The organism is Paraburkholderia sp. EG286A (assembly GCF_040965375.1).
In the GTDB taxonomy this organism is placed as follows: domain Bacteria; phylum Pseudomonadota; class Gammaproteobacteria; order Burkholderiales; family Burkholderiaceae; genus Paraburkholderia.
In genome coordinates this window covers 735,974-756,193 of sequence record NZ_JBFRCB010000005.1, presented here as the reverse complement: position 1 = coordinate 756,193, position 20,220 = coordinate 735,974, and the positions used below count along the sequence as shown (strand labels likewise).

General features: G+C 64.9%; 19 protein-coding genes and 1 pseudogene. 12 read left to right on the top strand and 8 right to left on the bottom strand.

Annotated features, from left to right (window positions below; translation table 11 throughout):
* Positions 1-29 precede the first annotated feature (29 nt).
* The gene (gene gtdA, locus AB4Y35_RS26585) at positions 30-1,079 is read right to left on the bottom strand and encodes a gentisate 1,2-dioxygenase (RefSeq protein ID WP_368706768.1); all 1,050 of its coding nucleotides are present in this window, start codon (positions 1,077-1,079) and stop codon (positions 30-32) included.
* A gap of 157 nt (positions 1,080-1,236) precedes the next feature.
* Between gtdA and AB4Y35_RS26580 the strand changes: the two genes are divergently transcribed.
* On the top strand, positions 1,237-2,178 hold the full coding sequence (locus AB4Y35_RS26580) for a LysR substrate-binding domain-containing protein (protein ID WP_368706676.1): 942 nt from the start codon (positions 1,237-1,239) through the stop codon (positions 2,176-2,178).
* 106 nt (positions 2,179-2,284) lie between these two features.
* Positions 2,285-3,292 (top strand): aldo/keto reductase, encoded by a 1,008-nt coding sequence (locus AB4Y35_RS26575; protein WP_368706675.1) that lies wholly within the window; start codon positions 2,285-2,287, stop codon positions 3,290-3,292.
* A 21-nt stretch (positions 3,293-3,313) separates the two neighbouring features.
* Here the strand turns inward: AB4Y35_RS26575 and AB4Y35_RS26570 are convergent, their stop codons facing one another.
* Entirely contained in the window at positions 3,314-4,207 is an 894-nt protein-coding gene (locus tag AB4Y35_RS26570; protein WP_368706674.1) for a LysR family transcriptional regulator, read from the bottom strand.
* A gap of 38 nt (positions 4,208-4,245) precedes the next feature.
* Complete coding sequence (locus AB4Y35_RS26565) at positions 4,246-5,844, bottom strand: MFS transporter (RefSeq protein ID WP_368706767.1); 1,599 nt, start codon at positions 5,842-5,844, stop codon at positions 4,246-4,248.
* A 152-nt stretch (positions 5,845-5,996) separates the two neighbouring features.
* Here AB4Y35_RS26565 and AB4Y35_RS26560 point away from each other — a divergent pair, with 152 nt between their 5' ends.
* The 3 genes from AB4Y35_RS26560 to AB4Y35_RS26550 all read left to right on the top strand — a co-directional run bounded on the left by AB4Y35_RS26560 (position 5,997) and on the right by AB4Y35_RS26550 (position 9,265).
* Entirely contained in the window at positions 5,997-6,887 is an 891-nt protein-coding gene (locus AB4Y35_RS26560) for a LysR substrate-binding domain-containing protein (protein WP_368706673.1), read from the top strand.
* A 244-nt stretch (positions 6,888-7,131) separates the two neighbouring features.
* Entirely contained in the window at positions 7,132-8,631 is a 1,500-nt protein-coding gene (locus AB4Y35_RS26555; protein WP_368706672.1) for a SulP family inorganic anion transporter, read from the top strand.
* Positions 8,632-8,950: 319 nt separating this feature from the next.
* Complete coding sequence (locus AB4Y35_RS26550) at positions 8,951-9,265, top strand: helicase (RefSeq protein ID WP_368706671.1); 315 nt, start codon at positions 8,951-8,953, stop codon at positions 9,263-9,265.
* 129 nt (positions 9,266-9,394) lie between these two features.
* On the opposite strand, the gene AB4Y35_RS26545 is transcribed toward AB4Y35_RS26550, so the two are convergent.
* From AB4Y35_RS26545 to AB4Y35_RS26530, 4 genes and pseudogenes are all read right to left on the bottom strand, one after another.
* Positions 9,395-10,039 carry a hypothetical protein gene (locus AB4Y35_RS26545; RefSeq protein ID WP_368706670.1) on the bottom strand — a complete coding sequence of 215 codons (645 nt, stop codon included), beginning with the start codon at positions 10,037-10,039 and terminating at the stop codon, positions 9,395-9,397.
* A 281-nt stretch (positions 10,040-10,320) separates the two neighbouring features.
* Positions 10,321-10,692 (bottom strand): translation initiation factor Sui1, encoded by a 372-nt coding sequence (locus AB4Y35_RS26540; protein ID WP_368706669.1) that lies wholly within the window; start codon positions 10,690-10,692, stop codon positions 10,321-10,323.
* A gap of 115 nt (positions 10,693-10,807) precedes the next feature.
* Positions 10,808-10,987, bottom strand: a pseudogene (locus AB4Y35_RS26535) (cysteine hydrolase); the annotation flags it as partial.
* A gap of 170 nt (positions 10,988-11,157) precedes the next feature.
* Entirely contained in the window at positions 11,158-12,837 is a 1,680-nt protein-coding gene (locus AB4Y35_RS26530; RefSeq protein WP_368706668.1) for an ABC-F family ATP-binding cassette domain-containing protein, read from the bottom strand.
* Between the two features lie 563 nt (positions 12,838-13,400).
* Between AB4Y35_RS26530 and AB4Y35_RS26525 the strand changes: the two genes are divergently transcribed.
* The 3 genes from AB4Y35_RS26525 (at position 13,401) to AB4Y35_RS26515 (ending at position 15,740) form a co-directional block, all read left to right on the top strand.
* Entirely contained in the window at positions 13,401-14,411 is a 1,011-nt protein-coding gene (locus tag AB4Y35_RS26525) for a hypothetical protein (protein WP_368706667.1), read from the top strand.
* Between the two features lie 560 nt (positions 14,412-14,971).
* The gene (locus AB4Y35_RS26520; protein ID WP_368706666.1) at positions 14,972-15,415 is read left to right on the top strand and encodes a MerR family transcriptional regulator; all 444 of its coding nucleotides are present in this window, start codon (positions 14,972-14,974) and stop codon (positions 15,413-15,415) included.
* Positions 15,399-15,740 (top strand): carboxymuconolactone decarboxylase family protein, encoded by a 342-nt coding sequence (locus AB4Y35_RS26515; protein WP_368688808.1) that lies wholly within the window; start codon positions 15,399-15,401, stop codon positions 15,738-15,740. The genes AB4Y35_RS26520 and AB4Y35_RS26515 overlap by 17 nt, the downstream gene beginning before the upstream one ends.
* Here AB4Y35_RS26515 and AB4Y35_RS26510 read toward each other — a convergent pair.
* The gene (locus AB4Y35_RS26510) at positions 15,694-16,545 is read right to left on the bottom strand and encodes an alpha/beta fold hydrolase (RefSeq protein WP_368706665.1); all 852 of its coding nucleotides are present in this window, start codon (positions 16,543-16,545) and stop codon (positions 15,694-15,696) included. The two genes, AB4Y35_RS26515 and AB4Y35_RS26510, sit on opposite strands and share 47 nt — an antisense overlap.
* A 115-nt stretch (positions 16,546-16,660) precedes the next feature.
* Between AB4Y35_RS26510 and AB4Y35_RS26505 the strand changes: the two genes are divergently transcribed.
* From AB4Y35_RS26505 to AB4Y35_RS26490, 4 genes are all read left to right on the top strand, one after another.
* Positions 16,661-17,578, top strand: a complete 918-nt coding sequence (locus AB4Y35_RS26505) for a LysR family transcriptional regulator (RefSeq protein WP_368706664.1) — start codon at positions 16,661-16,663, stop codon at positions 17,576-17,578.
* Positions 17,579-17,710: 132 nt separating this feature from the next.
* Entirely contained in the window at positions 17,711-18,478 is a 768-nt protein-coding gene (locus tag AB4Y35_RS26500; RefSeq protein WP_368706663.1) for a class II aldolase/adducin family protein, read from the top strand.
* Between the two features lie 64 nt (positions 18,479-18,542).
* Positions 18,543-19,442, top strand: a complete 900-nt coding sequence (locus AB4Y35_RS26495; RefSeq protein ID WP_368706662.1) for a LysR family transcriptional regulator — start codon at positions 18,543-18,545, stop codon at positions 19,440-19,442.
* Between the two features lie 95 nt (positions 19,443-19,537).
* Entirely contained in the window at positions 19,538-20,212 is a 675-nt protein-coding gene (locus AB4Y35_RS26490) for a histidine phosphatase family protein (RefSeq protein WP_368706661.1), read from the top strand.
* Positions 20,213-20,220 lie beyond the last annotated feature (8 nt).

Here is a 20,220-nt window from a genome sequence, read left to right as displayed (position 1 = left end):
GAAGCGGACGCGCGCTCGCCGTCCAAGCGTTAGCCGATGCGTTCTTCGCGCAGCAGATTGAGCGCGGCGAGCACGGGGCGATCGGAGTAGCTGAAGAGCACCGCGTCACTTTGCGCTTCGAGTTGGACCGGCACCCACGAGGGCGCGACGAACACGTCGTGCGGGTCGAACGTGAAGCGCTCCTCGCCGATGCGTACCGTGCCGCTGCCTTCCACCACGCAGTAGACGGTCGAATCGGTGCTGCGGTAGGTCTTGCCCTTGAAGCCCTTCGGCAGGAACTGCATGAAGGTCGCCATGGTGGGCATGGGCCAGCCGCCCGTGGCCGGATTCACGTAGCGCAGCTTGACGCCGTCCCAGTCGTCGAGTTCGCCACCGCGGTAGAGCGTGTCGAGCGCTTCGCGGCTGCGCGCATACGGGTAGCTGAAGATCGGCGAGGTCGGATCGCTCACCGTATGGCGCACCGGCAGCATGTTGTGGCCGAAGCGCGCGAAACTATCGCCCTCGGGGCGCGCAATGGGCTGCGTGGCCTCGGGGTAGTTCTCGGCGAAGCCCGCGTCGAGATGCGCGATGAGCGGAATGTCCAGACCGTCGAGCCACACCACGGGCTCTCCGCCTTCCTCGACGGACGGGTTGCCGTGATCGTGCCAGGTCCACGAGGGCGTGATGATGAAGTCGCCGGGGTGCATGGTGGTGCGCTCGCCGTTCACGGCCGTCCACGCGCCCTTGCCTTCGACGATGAAGCGCAGCGCCGACTGCGTATGGCGATGGCTCGGCGCGATCTCGCCGGGCAGGATCAGCTGCAGGCCGGCATACAGATTGGGCGTGAGACTCGACTTGCCGGGCAGACCGGGATTTTCGAGCACGAGCACGCGCCGGATCGCCTCTTCGGCGCTGATGACCGAGCCCGCCTGCATGACGAGCTCGCGCAGCTGCGCGTACTTCCAGATGGCGGGCAGGGCCTGCGGGCGCGGCGACTTCGGCACGAGGGCGTGCAGCGACTCCCAGAGCGGCGACATGCCGCTGCGCGCGATTTGCGCATAGTAGGCTTCGCGTTCGGGCGTGGTTGTGCTGGCTGACATGCTGGACATGCGAGTCTCCTTTATTCCTGTGTATTCGTCGGCACGGCGTTTGGCCTGCATTGCCGTTGAACGAATTTATAAGCCAGCGAGCCATATCCAGTAAAATCATGATTTCTTCTTATCCATATGTTTTTGGGTATAGCTAAGTGGGGGACACATGGACTGGACACATCGTCTGCGTCTGCGGCACCTGCAGATGCTGCTTTCCGTGGCGCAGACCGGCAATCTGAGCCAGTCGGCCGAGGCGCTCAACACCACCCAGCCGGCGCTGTCCAAGTGGCTCAAGGACCTCGAAGCCGACATCGGCTTGCCGCTCTTCGAGCGCCACGCGCGCGGCCTGCGGCCTACGCCCTATGGCGAGGCGCTGATCGAGCATGCGCGGCGCATCGAGGGCCATCTCGACAGCGCGCGCGACGACATGGATGCGCTGCGCGAGGGCGGCAGCGGGCTGATTTCGATCGGCACGTCGGGCGTGTCGGCGGCGGACACGGTGCCGCTCGCGGTCGCGCGGCTCGTCGAGGCCATGCCGCGCGCGCAGGTGCGCCTCGTCGAAAGCACGATGAACCTCATGATGCCGGCGCTCGTCCATGGCGACCTCGATATCGTGGTGGGACGCGCGGCCAGTGCGCAGGTCGACCCGACGCTCGAAATGGAAACGCTCTATCGCGACCCGGTGAACTTCGTCGTGGGGCTCAGGCATCCGCTCGCAAAACGCCGCAAGCTGGACTGGCCCGATCTGTTCGAGTATGCGTGGATCGTCTGGCCGGCGGGCACGCCCATTCGGACGGCGCTCGAAACGGCGCTCGCCGCGGCGGGGCGCAGCATGCCGCGCCACACCGTGGAGTCGAATTCGTCGATGCTCAACGTGACGCTCCTGAACCAGACGCACCTGATCGGCGTGGCCTCGCATCGCGCGGCCGTGCGCTTCTCGCGGCTGAACGTGCTGCGCGTGCTCGCCATGCCGATGCCCCTCGCCAGTTCGGGCGGGGTGGCGATGTACTGGCGGCGCGACAGCGTGAGCCGCGCGGCGGTGGCGCTGGCGCTGGATTGTCTGCGCGAGAGCGCGAACCTGCCGGCGGAGGGCGCGGTCCTTCAGTAGCGTTTCATGAATCCCATTCATGAAAGCATGCGCGATCCGGGCCTTTATCGAAAAGCGACTACGTATTTAAATCCCTACTTTGGCAACGAGCTCGAAGTGAGAGGATATGGACTATCGCAATCTGGGCCGCGGTGCGCTCAAGGTTTCCCCGCTGTGCCTCGGCGCGATGATGTTCGGCGGCGAGACCGACGAGGCCGCGTCGAAGCGCATCATCGACAAGGCCTTCGAACAGGGGATCAATTTCATCGATACGGCCGACGTGTATCACGCGGGCCGCTCGGAAGAAATCGTCGGCCGCGCCATCGCGGCACAGCGCGACAGCTGGGTCGTGGCGACGAAATTCGGTTTCCCGTTCGCACAGGGGCCGAATGAGCAGGGGCAGTCGCGCAAGTGGATCTACCAGTCGGTGGAGGCGAGCCTGAAGCGCCTCGGGACCGACTATATCGACATCCTCTACTTTCACCGCGCGCTGCCCGACGTGCCGCTCGACGAAGCCGTGCGCGCCGTGGGCGATCTGATCCGCCAGGGCAAGGTGCGCTACTTCGGCGTGTCGAATTTCCGTGGCTGGCGCATTGCCGAGATCGTGCGCCTCGCGGACCAGATGGGCATGGACCGGCCCGTGGCGAGCGAGCCGCTGTATAACATCGTCGATCGTACGGCCGAGGTCGAGCAGTTGCCCGCGGCCGCGCATTACGGGCTGGGCGTGGTGCCCTACAGTCCGCTCGCGCGCGGCGTGCTGACCGGCAAGTACGCCGTCGATGCACCGCCGCCCGGCGACAGTCGCGCGGGCCGCGGCGACCGGCGTATCCACCAGACGGAGTGGCGCGCCGAATCGTTGCGGATTGCGAGCGAGATCGCGAACTACGCCGCGCAGCGCGGCACGACGCCTGTCGCGTTCGCGCTCGCCTGGGTGCTCAAGAATCACCACGTCAGTTCGACGATCGCCGGTCCGCGCACCGAAGCGCATTGGGACAGCTATATCGAGGCGCTGAACCTCCAGCTCGGCCCCGATGACGAAACATTCGTCGACAGCCTCGTGGCGCCGGGGCATGCCTCTACGCCGGGATATACGGATCCGGGCTATCCGGTCGAAGGGCGCAAGTCCGGCGCGTGATCCGCACCGGCAGGCGCTGCGCTACGCGCGATAGCGCAGCGCGTCGATCACGAGCGCGAGCGCGCGCGACGACTGTCGCCGGCTCGGGTAAAACGCGTGATAGCCCGGAAATACCGGGCACCAGTCCTTGAGCACGCTTTTCAGGCGGCCTGCGCGGATGAACGGCAACGCGGCGTTCTCGGGAACGAACGCGAGGCCGTGACCGTCCAGCGCGGCGTTGAGCATTTGCGGCATGGCGTTGAACGTGAGCTGGCCGTCCACGCGCACTTGCAGCGCATGCTCGTTTTTCTTGAGTTCCCATGCGTACAGGCCGCCCGACGACGTGAGCCGCAGCGTAATGCAGTTGTGCTTGAGCAGATCCTGCGGCGCGCGCGGCGCCTTGTGCGCGGCGAAATAATCGGGAGAACCGACGATTGCCATCTTGACGTCCGGCCCGATGCGCACCGCGATCATGTCTTTCTCGACCTGATCGCCCAGGCGCACGCCAATATCGTAGCGATCGGCGACGATGTCGCGCAGGCCGTAGTCCACGGTGATCTCGACCTTGATGTCGGGATAGTCGGCGAGGAGCGGGCGCAGCTTCGGCCAGATCACCGTGTCGATGGGATGATCGATCGCGGTGATGCGGATGGTGCCCGCGGGCTTGTCGCGCAGTTCGGTGAGAGCGGCAAGCTCGGCGTCGATCTGCTCGAAGCGCGGCGAGAGCGCCTGAAAGAGCCGCTCGCCGGCTTCCGTGGTGGCGACGCTGCGCGTGGTGCGCGTGAGCAGACGCAGGCCGAGGCGCGTTTCGAGGCTGCGGATGGTGTGGCTCAGCGCCGACTGCGAGACGCCGAGCTGCGCGGCCGCGCGCGTGAAGCTGCGCTCGCGCGCGACGGCGAGAAACGCAAGAAGATCGCTGAAGTTTTCACGCGCCATGATGGGGTTCGCTGTGGGGGCGGGTGGAGCGAATCGTATCAAACACGCGAACGGGAGTGTGCCTCGCCTCCTTCATGCACGATCGTTGCGGTGTGCTCCGGCAAATCCGCTTGCACGGCGCTTGCTGCGCGCGTCCGCCCCAGGAACACGAGCACCGCGATAGCGCAGCCAAGCGTCAGCGCAGCCAGCCCCATCAGCAGCACCGAAAAGGCATCGGCATAGGCCGCACGCAACGCGGACACTGGCACTCCCGGCAGCCACGCCGCAGCCTGCGCGAGGTCGCCCGCCGCGAGTCTTGCCGACGTCTGCGCAAGCGCGCCCGCGTCGGCATGAACGTGGACCGCTGCGAGCAGCCGGGTTTGCGTGAGCGCGGCCAGCAGCGCGCTCACGCAGGCCAGCGCGATCCCTTCGCCCGCCACGCGCGTCGTGCTGAAGATGCCGGTGGCCATGCCCGCGCGCTCCTTCGGCACGACGCTCACGGAGAGGCCGTCCATCAAGCCCCAGGGCATGGCCGCGCCGGTGCCGATCGCGAGCATCGGGGCGATCGCCGATGCATTCGCACCGCCGCGCAACGCCAGCGCCAGCGCGTACAGCCCCGCGGCGGCGATCGCCAGGCCGATGCCCGAGACCACGCCCGGCGAGAGCCACCGCGTGAGCACCGCCGCCGCGAGCGGCACGACCAGCATGGGCGCCGAGAGCGCGAGCATGAGCCAGCCCGCGTCGATCTCGCGGTAGCCCTCCACGCCGATGAGGCGTAGCGGCAGCACGACGAGCAGCACGACGTAGCAGAAGCAGGTCGCGATAGGCAGCAGCTGAACGCCCACGAAGCGCGGATAGCGAAAGAGCGAGAGATCGAGCATGGGGCGCGCGATGCGTCTTTCGATTGCCACGAAAGCGCACGCCAGCACCACGGAAGCGGCCAGCAAACCCGCCACGAGGGGCTCGGTCCAACCGCGGCTGGGTGCTTCGATCACGCCGTACGTGAAGCACGAAAGCGTTGCCGTGAAGGTGAGCGTGCCGGGCCAGTCGAGTCCGCGCGAGTTCGGGTCGCGCGACTCGCGCATGCGTGGTACACCGAATACGAGCGCGAACGCGCCTGCCACGGCGCCGGTCGCGAACACCGCGCGCCAGCCGAGGCGCTCGATCAGGAGCCCGGCGATCACGGGCCCGAACGCGAGCCCGAGGCCGAAGGTCGTGCCGAGCAAGCTGAATGCGCGGGTGCGGGCGTGGCCGTCGAACTCCTGCGCAAGCGCCGCGGTGCCGCCTGCCAGCGCCGCCGCGGCGGACACGCCTTGCGCCGCGCGCAGCAGGTCGAGCGAGAGGAGCGTAGGCGCACACGCGAGCGCAAGCGAAGCCAGCGTAAAACCCGTCACGCCGAATGCGAACACGCGCTTGCGCCCGTACTGGTCCGCAAGCGTGCCTGCCGCCATCAGCAGACTGCCGAAGGCGAGCATGAACGCATTGGTGACCCAGGTGAGGGCGGCGGGGGCGCTGGCGGCGTCGCGCGCGAACGCGCGGCCGATGGCGGGGGTGGCCACGGCCCCACCCGAGAAAGCGAGCGGCAAGGCGAGGCCGGCGAGGCAGACGGCCGCCAGGATGGCGACGCGGCGCGACGCCTCGTTGTCGTTGCGGAAAATCGTCACGAAAAAGGCTCCAGAGGTCGCCGGGCGCGCGCCGGCCGGAGCGAACCACGATAATGCGCAAGCGTGCGCAGAAAAACAGGCTGGCGTTCCGCAGATTGCGGAATGCGATTCGCGAATCGTTGCGCGCGGGACGACTCGAATACGCTATGGACAATCTCAACGGCATCGTCGCTTTCGTGCGCGTCGCGCAGGCGCTCAGCTTCGTCGAGGCGGGGCACGCACTCGGCATCTCGGCCTCGGCGGTCGGCAAGAGCATTGCGCGGCTCGAGCAGTCGCTCGGCGTGCGGCTCTTTCACCGCACGACACGCCGCATCACACTCACCGAGGAAGGGCAACTGTTCTACGAGCGCTGCCATCGCATGCTCGAAGAACTGCGCGATACGCGGGAACTGCTTTCGGCGGCAGCCCAGACGCCGCGCGGGCGCCTGCGGGTGAGCCTGCCCGCCATCGGCTATCGCTTTCTGCTGCCGGTGCTGCCCGAATTCGCGCAGCGCTACCCGGAAATCGAACTCGATCTGGACTTCAACGACCGGCTCGTCGATCTCGTGGAAGGCGGCTTCGACGCCGCCATCCGCAGCGGGGCGCTCAAAGATTCCAGCCTGATGGCGCGGCGTCTCGGGCCGTTTCGCTTCGTGCTTGCCGCGGCGCCCGCTTATCTCGCGCGCGCGGGCGTGCCGCGCACGCTGGGCGATCTCGCAGCGCACGCGTGCGTGCGTTACCGGTTTCCCACGACGGGCAAGCTCCAGCCGTGGGACCTCGCCACGGGAAAGGACGTGCCGCCGGCATTACGCGCCGCGCTGGTCTGCAACAACATGGAGGCGTTGCGCGGGGCGGTGGAGGCGGGCTTCGGCATCGGCTACATGCCGGACTTCCTCGCTCGCGACGCGCTGGCGGCGGGCACGCTCGCAACGGTGCTCGACGCGGCCTGCGAAGCGCCGGGCCAGTTCTCGATCCTCTGGCCCTCCAGCCGGCACCTTACGCCGCGCCTGCGCGCGTTCGTCGACTTCGCCTGCGAGCGGCTCTTCAAGGCGCCCTGAGCCGTCCGCCCAACCCGCAGCCTCGCCGGCAACCTGACGGCAATCATGCTAGGATGCGCCCTTTCGTCCGTCCGGATCATGGCGCACGCTCACCCGCGAGCGCCGCACGGACCTCGCGGGCCCTCGAGGCGGCGCCATGCCGCCGCCTCGCACCCCGCCTTGTCCCCGCCCCCCTTCGAGCCAACGCGACGCGTGGGGCGTGGCAACGACATCCAGCCAATCCGCTGTAAATCCATACCGCTACATGGAATCCGACCGTTCCGGCTCGTGCCGTTCTTCCCGTTCTTCGTTGCTGCGTAGCGAACTGCTCGCCGGCATCACGTCGTCGTTTGCGCTCGTGCCCGAGTGCATCGCCTTCGCACTCGTCGCGCGCGTCAACCCGCTCGCGGGCCTGTACGGCGCGTTCTTCATCTGCACGATCACGGCGCTGTTCGGCGGCCGGCCCGGGATGATTTCGGGCGCGGCCGGGTCGATGGCCGTGGTGATCGTCGCGCTCGTGGTTCAGCATGGGCCGCAGTATCTGTTCGCCACGGTCGTGCTGAGCGGCCTCGTCATGACGCTGTTCGGCGCGCTGCGCCTCGGCAAGCTGATCCGCATGGTGCCGCATCCGGTGATGCTCGGCTTCGTCAACGGCCTCGCGATCATCATTGCGCGCGCGCAGTTCGAGCACTTCAAGGTGCCCGGTCCGCAGGGGCCGCAATGGATGCACGGCCCGGCGCTCGCGCTCATGGCGGGGCTCGTCGCGCTCACCGTGGCGATCGTGTTCGTGCTGCCGCGCGTGACGAAGGCCGCGCCGCCCGCGCTCGTGGCCATCGTCGGCGTGGGGCTCGCCGCGCAACTGCTGCACTTGCCGGTGCGCACGCTCGGCGACATGGCGCACATCGCGGGCGGCCTGCCCACGTTCGCGCTGCCCGCGGTGCCGTTCGACCTTGCGACGCTGAAGATCGTGCTGCCCTACGCCGTGTTGATGGCGATGGTCGGGCTGCTCGAGACGCTCCTCACGCTCAACCTCACCGACGACGTGACGGCCACGCGCGGCCGCCCCAATCGCGAGTGCGTGGCGCTCGGCGCCGCGAATGTCGCTTCGGGCCTGTTCGGCGCGATGGGCGGCTGCGCGATGATCGGCCAGACCGTCATCAATCTCGGCTCGGGCGGCCGCGCGCGTATCTCGGGCGTGACGAGCGGCGTGATGATCCTGCTCTACATCCTGTTCCTTTCGCCGCTGATCGAGCGCATTCCGCTCGCGGCGCTCGTGGGGGTGATGTTCGTAGTGGCCGCGCAGACCTTCGCGTGGGGCTCGCTGCGCGTGCTGCACAAGGTGCCGCGCAACGACGCCGTCGTGATCGTCGCGGTCACGATCATCACCGTGTGCACGGATCTCGCGACGGCGGTGCTCTGCGGCATCGTGATCGCCTCGCTCAATTTTGCGTGGCAGCATGCGCGCGAATTCCGCTGCGATATTCGCGATACAGCGTCGGGCGAGCGCGTGTATGCGCCGCGCGGCACGCTGTTTTTCGCCTCGGCCACCCACTTCCAGATGCTATTCGATATGCAGAACGATCCCGCTCACGTCACGATCGACTGCGCGCATCTGCACGTGGCGGACCATTCGGCCATTGCCGCGCTCGAAGCGGTGCAGGGGCGCTACGAGCGCGCGGGCAAGCGGGTCGGGTTCGCGCATCTTTCGCCGCGTTGCAGTGGATTGCTGGCGCGGGCGGAGGTGGAGGTGCGGGTTTCCGCGTGATGTGCCGAAGGCGGGGATTCCCCGCCTTTTTTGTTTGCGCTGATACGCTCGGGTGAAAGACCCGCATTTTGCTGTCGGTGCACAAAAGTCTCGAAAAAAAGAGACGACGCGTATTGTGGTCCGATAGTCGTTCTGAACCGGTGATGCCAGAATTGATTAGCAATCCGAGACGAGCTCTCTAGAACCACATCTGCATCACAGTGTAACCCGTTGCATTGTCATCTCTCGACGGTGAACGATCGAGGCAGCAGCATTGGGTTGCTCAGGGTAACCGCTTACCCCCGCTGTTAGAATAGCGGCCTTTTTCTGGGAGAGACAAATGTCCTGGTTTATCTATGAGGTGCCCGAATACAATGAAGACGGGGCGCGCATTGAACCCTACAGCGACCTGCGTAGCCGCGTCATGAAAGTAAGTGGGCAGGCAATGGCTGACGAACTGGAAAGCGTCCGCGAAAACGCCGCAACGACGGCGGACACGTCCACGCGCCGGCTACGTGCTGCAGAAAATCCTCACGTATTCCCGATTCCCTATGCCGACTCCATGATCCTGGTCGGGTTCATCTTCGAACTGGAGCGTGAGTTCCGACAATTGGTGGTGTCACCTGTGGAAATGCCCTGGCTGAAAGGCGCATAGAGAGCGAGACGAGCGAAACTGGCCCTGGTGCCGAACGCAAAAGCTCAATGAAGCGCCGATCCCTGCTGGAGCGCCCTCAACTTCGGATACGGTAGTTTGCGCCCGAGGAACGGGGCCCGCAGAACTCGCCTAATTATTGATATTCTCCTCGCAATCCTTCCAGTAGCGCAGCGGATCGCCATGTTGTGGGTAACGTGAACTGAGCCACAGTGACAGCCGGCCCCAATCCGGATGATGGGTGCCCGTTTTCGCGGACCAGATTGACGATCTCTCGAGAATCTGGCCGTTTCCTCGATCACGGACAACCAGGCTGCCGAGCCCGCTTGAACTGTTCGCCTGCGACTCAACCAGATACCTGGGAAGAATCCGGAGTTCAGCGTCCTCGGCCCACCCAAAAAGGGCGCGGACCACGCCAGTGGAATCGCGCAACTCTATGGGGCCACTTTGCGGACGAACGGCAGTCCATCCCTCAGGAAATTCGGCGACAACCTGGCTTGCCTCCTCCCGTACCCACCTCACGCGCCATGCGCGCACCATCGCCTCGCGCAAGGCGGATATCGACGCGTATCCAGCAGGCAATGCGATCGCTAGCGGGAGCGTAATGAGGTTGTCTTTCCAGAGTTTGGCTTCGTCGTCGACGCGCCTGATCTCGGTGAACGTCCCTGCGTCGAATGGGTTCTCGGGCCGACTCGACGTAGTTGCGTTCGAGGCGGGAAGCCCCTCGAAGAGTCGTTCAGCATCAAGACGCGTGAGTTTCGTCTTTCCTTTCTTCATTTGTCCCTCTGCAGCATGATTGATGTCTCGCGAATACCCTGGCCCCGACTGCCGAAGTCACACGTGTTTGAACGGGCGCATGATCTTGTCTGGCGCTATCCGTCTCGCGCGGCTTGTGTCGTCATCCGCGCGCCCAGAGAGTGGTGGGATCGATCCGTGGTGGATTGGATGACAGTGACGGGCAGCGCTCGCTTGCGAGATGACGTTCCCGATAGACGATATTGGCGTGTTACCGCCCGAGCGTGGTCGATTGCGCTTTTTGCCTGCGCCAACCGAAGGAATTAGCCCCCGGCGCGCTTCACCCGATGACCGGACTTTTTGAGCTCTTCGATAATACGGTCACAATGGTCGCCTTGCACTTCAATCGTGCCATCCTTGACCGTTCCACCCGAGCCGCAGGCGGCGCGCAATTGTTTGCCCAGCGAGGCCAGGGCGACGGGGTCGAGCGCCAACCCTCTCACGACCGTCACGCTCTTCCCGCCTCGGCCTTTGGTCTCGCGAACTACCCGCGCGACGCTGTCCCCGGCGGGTTGTGTACTGGCAATCGTCTTGCATAGACATTCTGCGACCGAGCGCCGGCACTCGGGGCACATCCGCCCGCCGTCTGTGGAGTAAACGAGGCCACCCTTCGAACTGCTCTTGACGATAGGCATACACAAAGACATAAAGACCAGCAAGCGGCGAGTTTAGCAGGTTGCGTTTGCTTGCTCCTGAGCTACGCGGAATGAACCTCTGGTCATGGCTCCCGGTGCATCACACCTGTGCGCTCGCGAACTCGTCCGTCTCGAGCGGGCCTTTGAATTTCCATGCGCGATCGGTCGGATAAAAATAATGTGGCGAGATGAAAACACTGAACTTCGCTGCTTTCGCGGCCCTGAATATCCGCAGCATGTTTTCTACGGTCCGGTTCTCCGTCACGCTGGCTCCAACCGCGTCCCAGTTCTTCCCAGGAGGCCGTGGCGAGCACGTCTTCAATGAGGTCGATGTGAATCGCGCACAGTAAAGTCTGTACGGAACAATTCGCATGCGATCGCATCGCAGCACTCGCGGACTCTTCGCGACGATCGAGGCGCAATTGCCGCTGCTCGACAACCCCTAACGAAATCCTGCGCTGGATCTCAGGCGATAACCTTCTGCTCTGCGTCGGCCTGCTCTCGCATGCGACGGGCTTCGTCGCGCAGGAACTGCTGGTAATCGTCCAGATCACCGTCGAAGGGTTCGACGCCGCCCTTGGTGACCAGCCAGAATTCGTCACAGACGGCGCGCAGCAGGGCCCGGTCGTGACTGACCAGCATCACCGTGCCTTCGAATTCGTTGAGCGCCATGGCCAGCGCTTCGCGTGTGGCAAGGTCGAGGTGGTTGGTAGGCTCGTCGAGCAGCAGCAGGTTGGGGCGCTGCCACACGATCATGCGCAACACGAGCCGCGCCTTTTCGCCGCCGCTCATCGTGCTCACTGCCTGGTGGACCGTGTCGCCACTGAAGTTGAAGGTGCCGAGGAAGGTGCGAAGCGATTGCTCGGTGCCGCTCTGGCCTGGGGCGCGCAAGTGCGCCGGTGTGTCCCTGGCGAGGCGGATCATGTGTTCCATTGGCGTGTCGAGCGGGCGCAGCACGTCCAGCTCCTGCTGGGCGAAATAGCCGATGTTCAGGCCTTTGCCTTCGCTGATTTCGCCGGCAATCGGCTTCAGCGCGTGCGCTACCGTCTTCACCAGCGTGGACTTGCCCTGGCCGTTGGCACCGAGAATGCCGATGCGCTGCCCGGCCAGCACGGAACGATTGATGCCCCGCACGATGACCGTAGGCGGCGTGCCCGGCAGTGCGTCAGCCGGCGCGGGGTAGCCGAAGCTCGCGTCCAGCATCGACAACAGCGGGTTCGGGACGTTGAGGGGTTCCTTGAATTCGAAGTTGAACTCCGCGTCCGCAAGCACCGGTGCGATCTTCTCCATGCGTTCGAGCGCTTTGACCCGGCTCTGCGCCTGTTTTGCCTTCGAGGCCTTGGCCTTGAAACGGTCGATGAACTTCTGCAGGTGGGCGATCTTGTCCGCCTGCCTGGCCATCGCGGCCTGCTGCAACTCGAGCTGCTCGGCGCGCATGTCTTCGAACTTGCTGTAGTTGCCGCCATAGCGCACCAGCTTGGCGTTGTCGACGTGCACCGTCACCTGCGTCACCGCGTCGAGGAATTCGCGGTCATGGCTGATCACGACCAGGGTGCCTTGATAGCGCTTGAGCCAGGCTTCCAGCCAAACCAGCGCGTCCAGGTCAAGGTGATTGGTGGGCTCGTCGAGCAGCAACAGGTCGGACGGGCACATCAGCGCGCGCGCCAGTTGAAGTCGCATGCGCCAGCCGCCGGAGAAACTGTTGACCGGCTGGTCAAGCTGCGCGGCCGTAAAGCCCAGTCCCAGGATCAGCGCCTGGGCACGCGCGGGGGCATCGTGTGCGCCGGCGTCGTGCAGGGCCATGTAGGCGTGCGCCATGCGCATGCCGTCGTCGCTGGCCTCGGCGGCGGCGACTTCGGCGTGGGCAGCCAGAAGGGCAGTGTCACCGTCGACCACGAAGTCAGTCGCGCCCTGCTCGGTCTCCGGCATTTCCTGTGCGACCTGGCCCATCCTCCATGCAGCTGGAATCGAGAACTCGCCGCTGTCTTCGTGCAGCGTACCGTTGAGAAGGCCGAAGAAGGACGACTTGCCGGCGCCATTGCGGCCGACAAGACCAATCTTTTCGCCGGGGGTGAAAGTGACGGACGCGCGGTCGAGCACGACTTTAACGCCGCGGCGCAGGGTGACATTACGGACGGAAATCATAAGGAGCGACTTCGGAGAGGAATGGCATGATAGCCGACTGGAAGCACAGGGCCGTCTTTTTTGAGCCGCTTGCGCTTTGCGGCGCCCATGGGTCACAAGGCAAGGGACGCCCTGACGCACCACGCGGACCGGCTGCGGGGCCAGCGAATATCGTGGTGAATGGCGGCTCTAGTCGAGCCCAAACGGTCACAGGATTCAGCGCCATGCCAATGACAGCTTCCAAGGTATAACGGTCGCCGTCGACTTCATAGGCCAGCAGTGATTGATGGGAGGCGCGACAGGCTGTGTGAGCTTGCCCACGCTATTCGTCTGGTTAGGCTTGTTACGTCTTGTTACAACTCCTAGACTGCATTCCACATTGGCCGCGGGGGCGGTCAAGATGAGAAGGAAAAAGCTGCTGACGGGGACGGCAGCTGCGGCCATGATCGGGCAGCGCGCTCGCGGGGTGCGGCACTGAGATGCACGCGCGAGACCATGAGGGGGGCTCACGACGTATTCGTAGCCCGCGAGCGCGCAAAAAAGGCGACGTGGCAGATGTAGAAGCCAATTTCAGGGGACACGTCTTGAACGAGTTGCTCAGCGAGAGCCAGCAAAAACTGGCCGTCGAACCCGGTCGTCGTTCAGTCAACATCCAGTCCGCGAGCCGCTCCTCGCGAATGCACACCCAGTGCGACGTAGAGGGCGCACTTTGCCTTAGACGCGTGCGTTCGGGTGGCGGAGAGTCGATGCTCGTGCGGTTGTTCCAGCTGACGGAGCCTGTGAGGTTTGCGGCTACCTTCGACGCGAAGGACATTGTCGCGTACGGCGTTGGGGCACCCCTGCTTCGCATCCTGCAGGGTGACGCTGAATTTCGCTCCGCGGCCGGGATATTGTTGGCCAAAGGATATCGGCTATCTCTTGGAGAGGGCCGCCTCGAACTGACGATGGCCGGCAAGGTCCCGAAAGACCAGCGGGACACCCTCTCGGATAGCCTGTCGGTCGCGGCGAGCCGCCTTGAAGCCCTGACCGGCGGCGCGGCGAATTCGGAGGCCAGTCTCGGTCGTATCCGCAGGCCTTGGCTCGTGGCGTCGACCCTGGCAGCGGTTGTGTACTTTTTCAGTCATCTGGCCTCGTACTCCCCGGTGTTACCGCTTTCTCTTCTACCTGCCATTGTCAGCGGTGCTGCGCTCCTTTCCGCGGTGGCGTTCCTGATACAGCGTTCAACGCTGAAAGAACACGCGCTTGCGGGAGCGGTCGCGCTCGACGTCGTGATGTGGGGTGTCTTCAGTTCGGTGTTTTTCAGTAGCGCAATTTGCATTCTTTTGAATGACTATGCCGGCGCGCGCGTAGTGCCGGTGCTATCGCTCGCCGTCGACGGCACTGTCCACATCGCGCACGGAAAACACACGTCCTGCGCACTCGTCCTTGACGCGTCGACACCAGTCGTCCTGGACGACAAACGGATCCGCACTTTGCCGATGCCGTGCTCGCTGGCCTATCGGCACAACGATTCTTTCGAGAACAGGTACGACGTGCAGATCAATCCCGGGCTGCTCGGGGCCCCGTTCGTACAGTCAATCTCAGTGCACGAGTGACCGCGGCGTCACCCCCTCAATCCGCGTGAGAATCGACGCACCCGCGCCCCACGCCTCAATCATGTGGCGCTTGCCGTGGCGTCCTCGGCATCAGTGAGACGAGCGTGTATGGCGAAACTCGCTGCGCTGGGTGCTCCGTGCGACGCCTCCAGCGGGCTCGCCTGACCGGGACAGAGAGCCCTACGCGCAACTTTCGCGACGGGAGCGAGGCCAACTCCCCCACTATCTATCCAACACCGGAAGTGGGGAGCTTCCGCCGTGCGATTCGCGACGCCAGACATATACTTCGCGTGGACGATGGGCCTTCGGTCATCCCGTGTCCGAAACCTACTGTTGGCGCAGCGATTGCACGTGCATGAGGGCCGCCGGGACCAGGTCGACTAGAAAACTTCCATTGTCATTTTAATTTTCGAGTTCTATTGGCAGGGCAGGGGCAAGAGTTCTCAAGTCTATTGCTCGTTTTCTCGGGTCTATTGTGCAGGGACACGCCCGCGCAAAAAAAGCTTGACCTGGAGTGCACTCGAAGTCTCACCATTCAGAACGTCGATGAGGAGAAGCGCATGAAGATTGGCGAACTGGCCGCGCTCACGGGCCTTTCGGCCCACACGATTCGCTACTACGAACGCATCGGGCTGATTCCCTATGCGGTGCGCAACGCAACGGGCCAGCGTGCTTACGACCGCTCGGTGCTCGAATGGATCGAGTTTCTGGGCCGTCTGAAGACCACGGGCATGCCGATTCAGGGCATGTTGCGCTACGCGCAGCTGCGTGCGGCGGGCAAGGCAACCGAGCGCGAGCGCGGTGAATTGCTGGCGGCGCACCGCGAAGCGGTGCGTGCGCAGGTGGCGGAACTCCAGGCGTGTCTTCTCGTCCTCGACAACAAGATCGAAGGTTATTCCCACGCCATGCAAAGGAACGAGAATGCACACCACGATGAATCAGCACAGCGACGCCCAGCAGGAAAGCCGCCTCGCAAGAGGCAAGCGCATGCTCTCGGCGATTGACGGCAGCGGCGGCGAGCACGTGATCGACTCGCTTGCCGACATCGCGCCGGATTTCGCGCAGTATCTGCTCGAATTTCCCTTCGGCGACATCTACGCGCGGCCGGGTCTCGACCTGCGCTCGCGCGAGATCGCCACCATCGCGGCGCTTACGGCGATCGGCCACGCGCAGCCGCAGCTCAAGGTCCATATCGCGGCGGGCCTGAATGTGGGCCTCACGCGCGAGGAGATCGTCGAGACGATCATGCAGATGGCCGTTTATGCGGGCTTTCCGGCGGCGCTCAACGGCCTGTTCGCGGCGCGTGAAGTGTTTGCCCAAGGGGGTTGAGGTGTGCGCGGCATGCGTCGGCGCGATCCTCGATCGCGCCGACGAACCGCGCAATGACCCGCGCCACGTCCGCCGGCGCCTCCAGCGGCGACAAGTGTCCCGTTCCAGGCAGGATGTGCATCGCCGCGTGCGGGATGCGCGGCAGCAGTTCCGCCTGCAGCGTCGCCACGCGATCCACCTGGTCAAGCTCGCCTGAAATGACGATGGTCGGCACGTCGATCGCTGCCACCGCCTCGGTGATGTCTTCGCGCATGGCCACGTTCGGCCAGGCCGCCCTGGCCTGGGGCGCAGCCTTCAGGCTGTCCTCGATGACTTGCTCGCGCCGGGCGGCGTCGAGCGGTTTTGCGGTCAGCACGTGATCGATGACGTATTCGACCGATGCGCGCGATTGATACGCACCGGTCAACGTCGCGCGCTGCTCGTCCGACAGGACCATCGGCGACGGCGGCGAAGGCGCCACGAGCACGAGGCCTTCGAGCCCGTCTGGCCGACGCGATGCGATCAGTTGCGCGACCTTGCCGCCCATCGAATGCCCGACGAGGACGTAGCGCGGCAGACCCAGCGCCTCGATGACACCCTCGGCGTCGGCGGCGAGATCGGCGATGCGGTAGCCCTCGGCAGGCGCCTCGGAATCGCCCCAGCCGCGGTGATCGGTGGCCACGATCCGATAGCGGTCCGACAGTTCGCTCGCTACGCCGTCCCACGTGCGCGACGAGCCGCCGTAGTAGTGCAGGCACACCAGCGTCAGCTCGCCGCTGCCTTGCTCCTTGACGTGAATCCGTGTGCCGTTCGACTCGATTTCCATTGCCAGGCTCCTTCCCGGTTGGGTGATGGATGCATGGTAGATTCAAGCCGTGGGTTTGATAATTGCCGTTCCAGTGTGGTCAGTCGATAATTCAATTATCGAATCGGAGGATGCAATGGACCGACTGACGAGTCTCGGCGTCTTTGTCGCCGCCGTAGAGGAGGGCAGCCTCGCCGCGGCGGCGCGGCGCTTCGGGCTGTCGGCCGCGATGGCCGGCAAGCACGTGAGCGCAATCGAGGCCGAACTGAATGCGCGGCTGCTCCAGCGAACGACGCGGCGCCTGAGCCTGACCGATGTCGGCCACACCTATTACGAGCGCTGCAAGCGGATTCTCGAAGCGTTCGACGAAGCGAACCGGGAGGCAAGCGATTCCCAGCTCACGGCGCGCGGCGTGCTGCGCGTCGCCGCGCCGGTGACGTTCGGCGCGATGCATCTGGGCGGGGTCGTCGCGCGCTATCTGGAGGACCATCCGCACGTGAACGTGGAAGTGCTGCTCGGGGACCGCTATGTGGACCTCATCGATGCGGGCGTCGATGTCGCGATCCGGATCGGACGGCTGCAGCACCCGGGGCTCGTGACGCGCCGGCTGGCACCGTGCCGGATGGTCGTGTGTGCGTCGCCCGCGTATCTCGAGCGCCATGGCACCCCGCGCACTCCCGACGACCTGCGGCGCGCGCAGCGCCTCGCCTTCAGCGAGGCCGTCTCGGCCGGCGACTGGACCCTGCTCGACGCGAGCAGCCGCGCACACGTCATCGACGGACCGTGCCGGCTGGCGGCCAGCAATACGCAGATGCTGCTCGGTGCCGCGCTGGCCGGAGCCGGCATCGCCTATGGTCCGACCTTCGTGTTCGGCGAGCACCTCGGGCGCGGCGAACTGGTGGCGCTGCTGCCGGACTATCGCGCGACCGAGCTGGCGATTCAGGCGGTGTATCCGGGCGTGCGGCGCATACCGCTCAAGGTGCACCGGTTCGTCGATTACCTCGCGGAGACGTTTGGCGACGAACCGCCCTGGGATCGCAAGGCGATGCCTTAAACGAGCGCTATCGAATGGCATGTGCCAGCCGCGGTTGAATGGAGTTGTCGCCTGGCCGACAATCTTTCGGTGAGTCCGCACGCATCATGAGGACTCTCTGGAGTTCACCAAACCCAACCAAGGAGCGTCGACATGGCTTCACCCTGTGTCAATGTCAAGAACGACGTGTCACCCGCCGAATGGGAGGCGCGCGTCAATCTGGCAGCTGCTTATCGCCTCACCGCGCTGTTCGGCTGGGACGATCTGGTGTTTACCCATATCTCGGCGCGCGTGCCCGGCCCGGAGCATCATTTCCTGATCAACCCGTACGGCATGATGTTCGAGGAAATCACGGCGTCCTCGCTGGTGAAGATCGACCTCGACGGCCGCAAGGTCAGCGAGTCGCCGTACGACATCAATCCGGCCGGCTTCACGATTCACAGCGCCGTGCATGCAGCACGTGACGACGCGCACTGCGTGATGCACACCCATTCGATCAACGGCGTTGCCGTGTCGGCCCAGGAGGCGGGACTGCTGCCGCTCTCGCAGCAGTCGCTCGGGGTGTTGGCGTCGCTCGGTTACCACGACTACGAGGGCCTTGCCCTGAACGAAGCCGAAAAGCCGCGTCTGGTTCGAGACCTCGGTGACAAGACGTATCTGATGTTGCGTAACCACGGACTGCTGACTGTCGGCAGCACGCCGGCGGACGCCTTTGTCGCGATGTACTTCTTCGAGGCGGCCTGCATGATCCAGGTGCGCGCGCAGTCGGGCGGCACAAAGCTGACGCCAATCGCGCAGCCGATTCTCGACGGCTTCAAGCAGCAGATCGTGGCGGTGACGCGCGGCGTCATGCCAGGGGCGCTCGTCTGGCCCGGACTGCTGCGCCGGCTCGATCGAGCCTGTCCGGGGTATGCGGACTGACGTTCGAGACGACGCGATCCGCGCTCGATTGACGGCATTGCGATGGGCCGGTTAGGCTCGGGCCATGCGCCCATCCAAAGTCGATCTGAATCTCTTCGTCGTGTTCGAGGCCGTCTATCGAACGCGCAACCTCACGCGCGCGGCGGAGTTGCTGTTCATCACGCAGCCCGCCGTGAGCAACGCGCTCGCGCGCATGCGCAAGGCATTCGACGATCCGTTGTTCGTGAGCACGCCGGCCGGCATGATGCCCACGCCGGTTTCCGAAAACATCATTGGGCGCGTGCGCGAGGCGCTGCAGTTGCTCGATTCGAGCACCCACGCCGGTGAACGCTTCGATCCGGCCTCGTCGCAGCGAACCTTCCGGCTCAGCATGAACGACCTGACCGAGACCATGCTGCTGCCTGCGCTGGAAGAGGTGTTGCAGCGTCTTGCGCCGGGCATCCGCATCGAGAGCTACTTCACGACGCGCCGCGACGTTCCCGAAGCGCTGGCGAGCGGCGCGGTCCATCTGGCGATCGACGCGCCGCTCATCGACGATCCGTACCTGGAGCAGGAGCCGATGGGCCGCGACCGTTATGCGTGCATGCTGCGCCAGGGCCATCCGTTCGCGAAGAAGAAGCTCACGATCGACGACTACCTGCGCTTCGGCCATATTCATGTGTCCAGCCGCCGGCAGGGACCCGGTCTCGTCGATGCCGAACTCAACAAGCTGGGACTCCGCCGCACCATCCAGACCCGCGTTCAGCACTATCTCGTCGCGCCCTTGATCGCGATGCGCACCGATCTCGCCCTGACTGCGCCGCTCATGTTGCTCAAGCGCTATGACGCACGCATCCTGGCGCTGCCGTTCGATCTCCCCGATCTCGAGACGCATGGCTACTGGCACCGCAGCGTCACGGCCGATCCGGCGCATCGCTGGCTGCGCGAGCAGATTGGCCGTCTCATGCGCAAGCAGCGACCGTAGGTGTCACGAATCGTTATGGCGCAGTATCACCAGAATAAATTTCCTGAATAGCCCGTGTGCCAGTATCGTTGCCGTCATGTTCAGATGAGGTTGGCATGGCGGAACTCTTCCTGGTACGGCACGGGCAGGCGTCGTTCGGCGCCGAAAACTATGACGAGCTTTCAGCTTGCGGCGTCACCCAGTCGCGCTGGCTGGGCGAATATTGCGCGCAGGCAGGGCTGACGTTCGATCGTGTCGTGACCGGCACGATGCGGCGGCACGCGCAGACCGCCGACGCTTTGCTCACCGCGATGGGCGGCACGCCGGCGGAAATCGTGCAGGACGCGGATCTGAACGAGTACGATTTTCACGGCCTCTTTTCCGCGCTCGGCGAGAGCGGTCTGGCGCCCGGCCTGCTCGCCGAAGGCTCGATGAAGCACTTCTTCAAGGGGCTCAAGCAGGTCTTGCAGCTCTGGTCCGAAGATAAGCTGCCGGGCCGCGTTCCCGAGACCTGGGGGCAGTTCCAGGCGCGCTGCGAGCGTGCGCGTCTCGCCATTCAGCGCAGCGGCGGCAAGCGCATTCTGGTGGTGAGTTCGGGCGGACCGATCGCGGTGTTCACCCAGCAGGTTCTGCAGGCGCCGGCTGCGGCCGCCATCGCGCTCAACATGCAGATCCGCAACAGCAGCGTGAGCCAGTACGTCTTCAACGACAGCGCCATGTCGCTGGTCACCTTCAACACCCTGCCGCATCTCGAACCGGCCGGGAGGCGCGATCACGTCACCTATGGCTGATTCGAATC

Bases quoted from the DNA above. Each gene is read 5' to 3' on its own strand.
- gtdA (WP_368706768.1), bottom strand. From the start codon at position 1,079: ATGTCAGCCAGCACAACCACGCCCGAACGCGAAGCCTACTATGCGCAA.
- AB4Y35_RS26580 (WP_368706676.1), top strand. From the start codon at position 1,237: ATGGACTGGACACATCGTCTGCGTCTGCGGCACCTGCAGATGCTGCTT.
- AB4Y35_RS26575 (WP_368706675.1), top strand. From the start codon at position 2,285: ATGGACTATCGCAATCTGGGCCGCGGTGCGCTCAAGGTTTCCCCGCTG.
- AB4Y35_RS26570 (WP_368706674.1), bottom strand. From the start codon at position 4,207: ATGGCGCGTGAAAACTTCAGCGATCTTCTTGCGTTTCTCGCCGTCGCG.
- AB4Y35_RS26560 (WP_368706673.1), top strand. From the start codon at position 5,997: ATGGACAATCTCAACGGCATCGTCGCTTTCGTGCGCGTCGCGCAGGCG.
- AB4Y35_RS26555 (WP_368706672.1), top strand. From the start codon at position 7,132: ATGGAATCCGACCGTTCCGGCTCGTGCCGTTCTTCCCGTTCTTCGTTG.
- AB4Y35_RS26550 (WP_368706671.1), top strand. From the start codon at position 8,951: ATGTCCTGGTTTATCTATGAGGTGCCCGAATACAATGAAGACGGGGCG.
- AB4Y35_RS26545 (WP_368706670.1), bottom strand. From the start codon at position 10,039: ATGAAGAAAGGAAAGACGAAACTCACGCGTCTTGATGCTGAACGACTC.
- AB4Y35_RS26540 (WP_368706669.1), bottom strand. From the start codon at position 10,692: ATGCCTATCGTCAAGAGCAGTTCGAAGGGTGGCCTCGTTTACTCCACA.
- AB4Y35_RS26530 (WP_368706668.1), bottom strand. From the start codon at position 12,837: ATGATTTCCGTCCGTAATGTCACCCTGCGCCGCGGCGTTAAAGTCGTG.
- AB4Y35_RS26520 (WP_368706666.1), top strand. From the start codon at position 14,972: ATGAAGATTGGCGAACTGGCCGCGCTCACGGGCCTTTCGGCCCACACG.
- AB4Y35_RS26515 (WP_368688808.1), top strand. From the start codon at position 15,399: ATGCTCTCGGCGATTGACGGCAGCGGCGGCGAGCACGTGATCGACTCG.
- AB4Y35_RS26510 (WP_368706665.1), bottom strand. From the start codon at position 16,545: ATGGAAATCGAGTCGAACGGCACACGGATTCACGTCAAGGAGCAAGGC.
- AB4Y35_RS26505 (WP_368706664.1), top strand. From the start codon at position 16,661: ATGGACCGACTGACGAGTCTCGGCGTCTTTGTCGCCGCCGTAGAGGAG.
- AB4Y35_RS26500 (WP_368706663.1), top strand. From the start codon at position 17,711: ATGGCTTCACCCTGTGTCAATGTCAAGAACGACGTGTCACCCGCCGAA.
- AB4Y35_RS26495 (WP_368706662.1), top strand. From the start codon at position 18,543: ATGCGCCCATCCAAAGTCGATCTGAATCTCTTCGTCGTGTTCGAGGCC.
- AB4Y35_RS26490 (WP_368706661.1), top strand. From the start codon at position 19,538: ATGGCGGAACTCTTCCTGGTACGGCACGGGCAGGCGTCGTTCGGCGCC.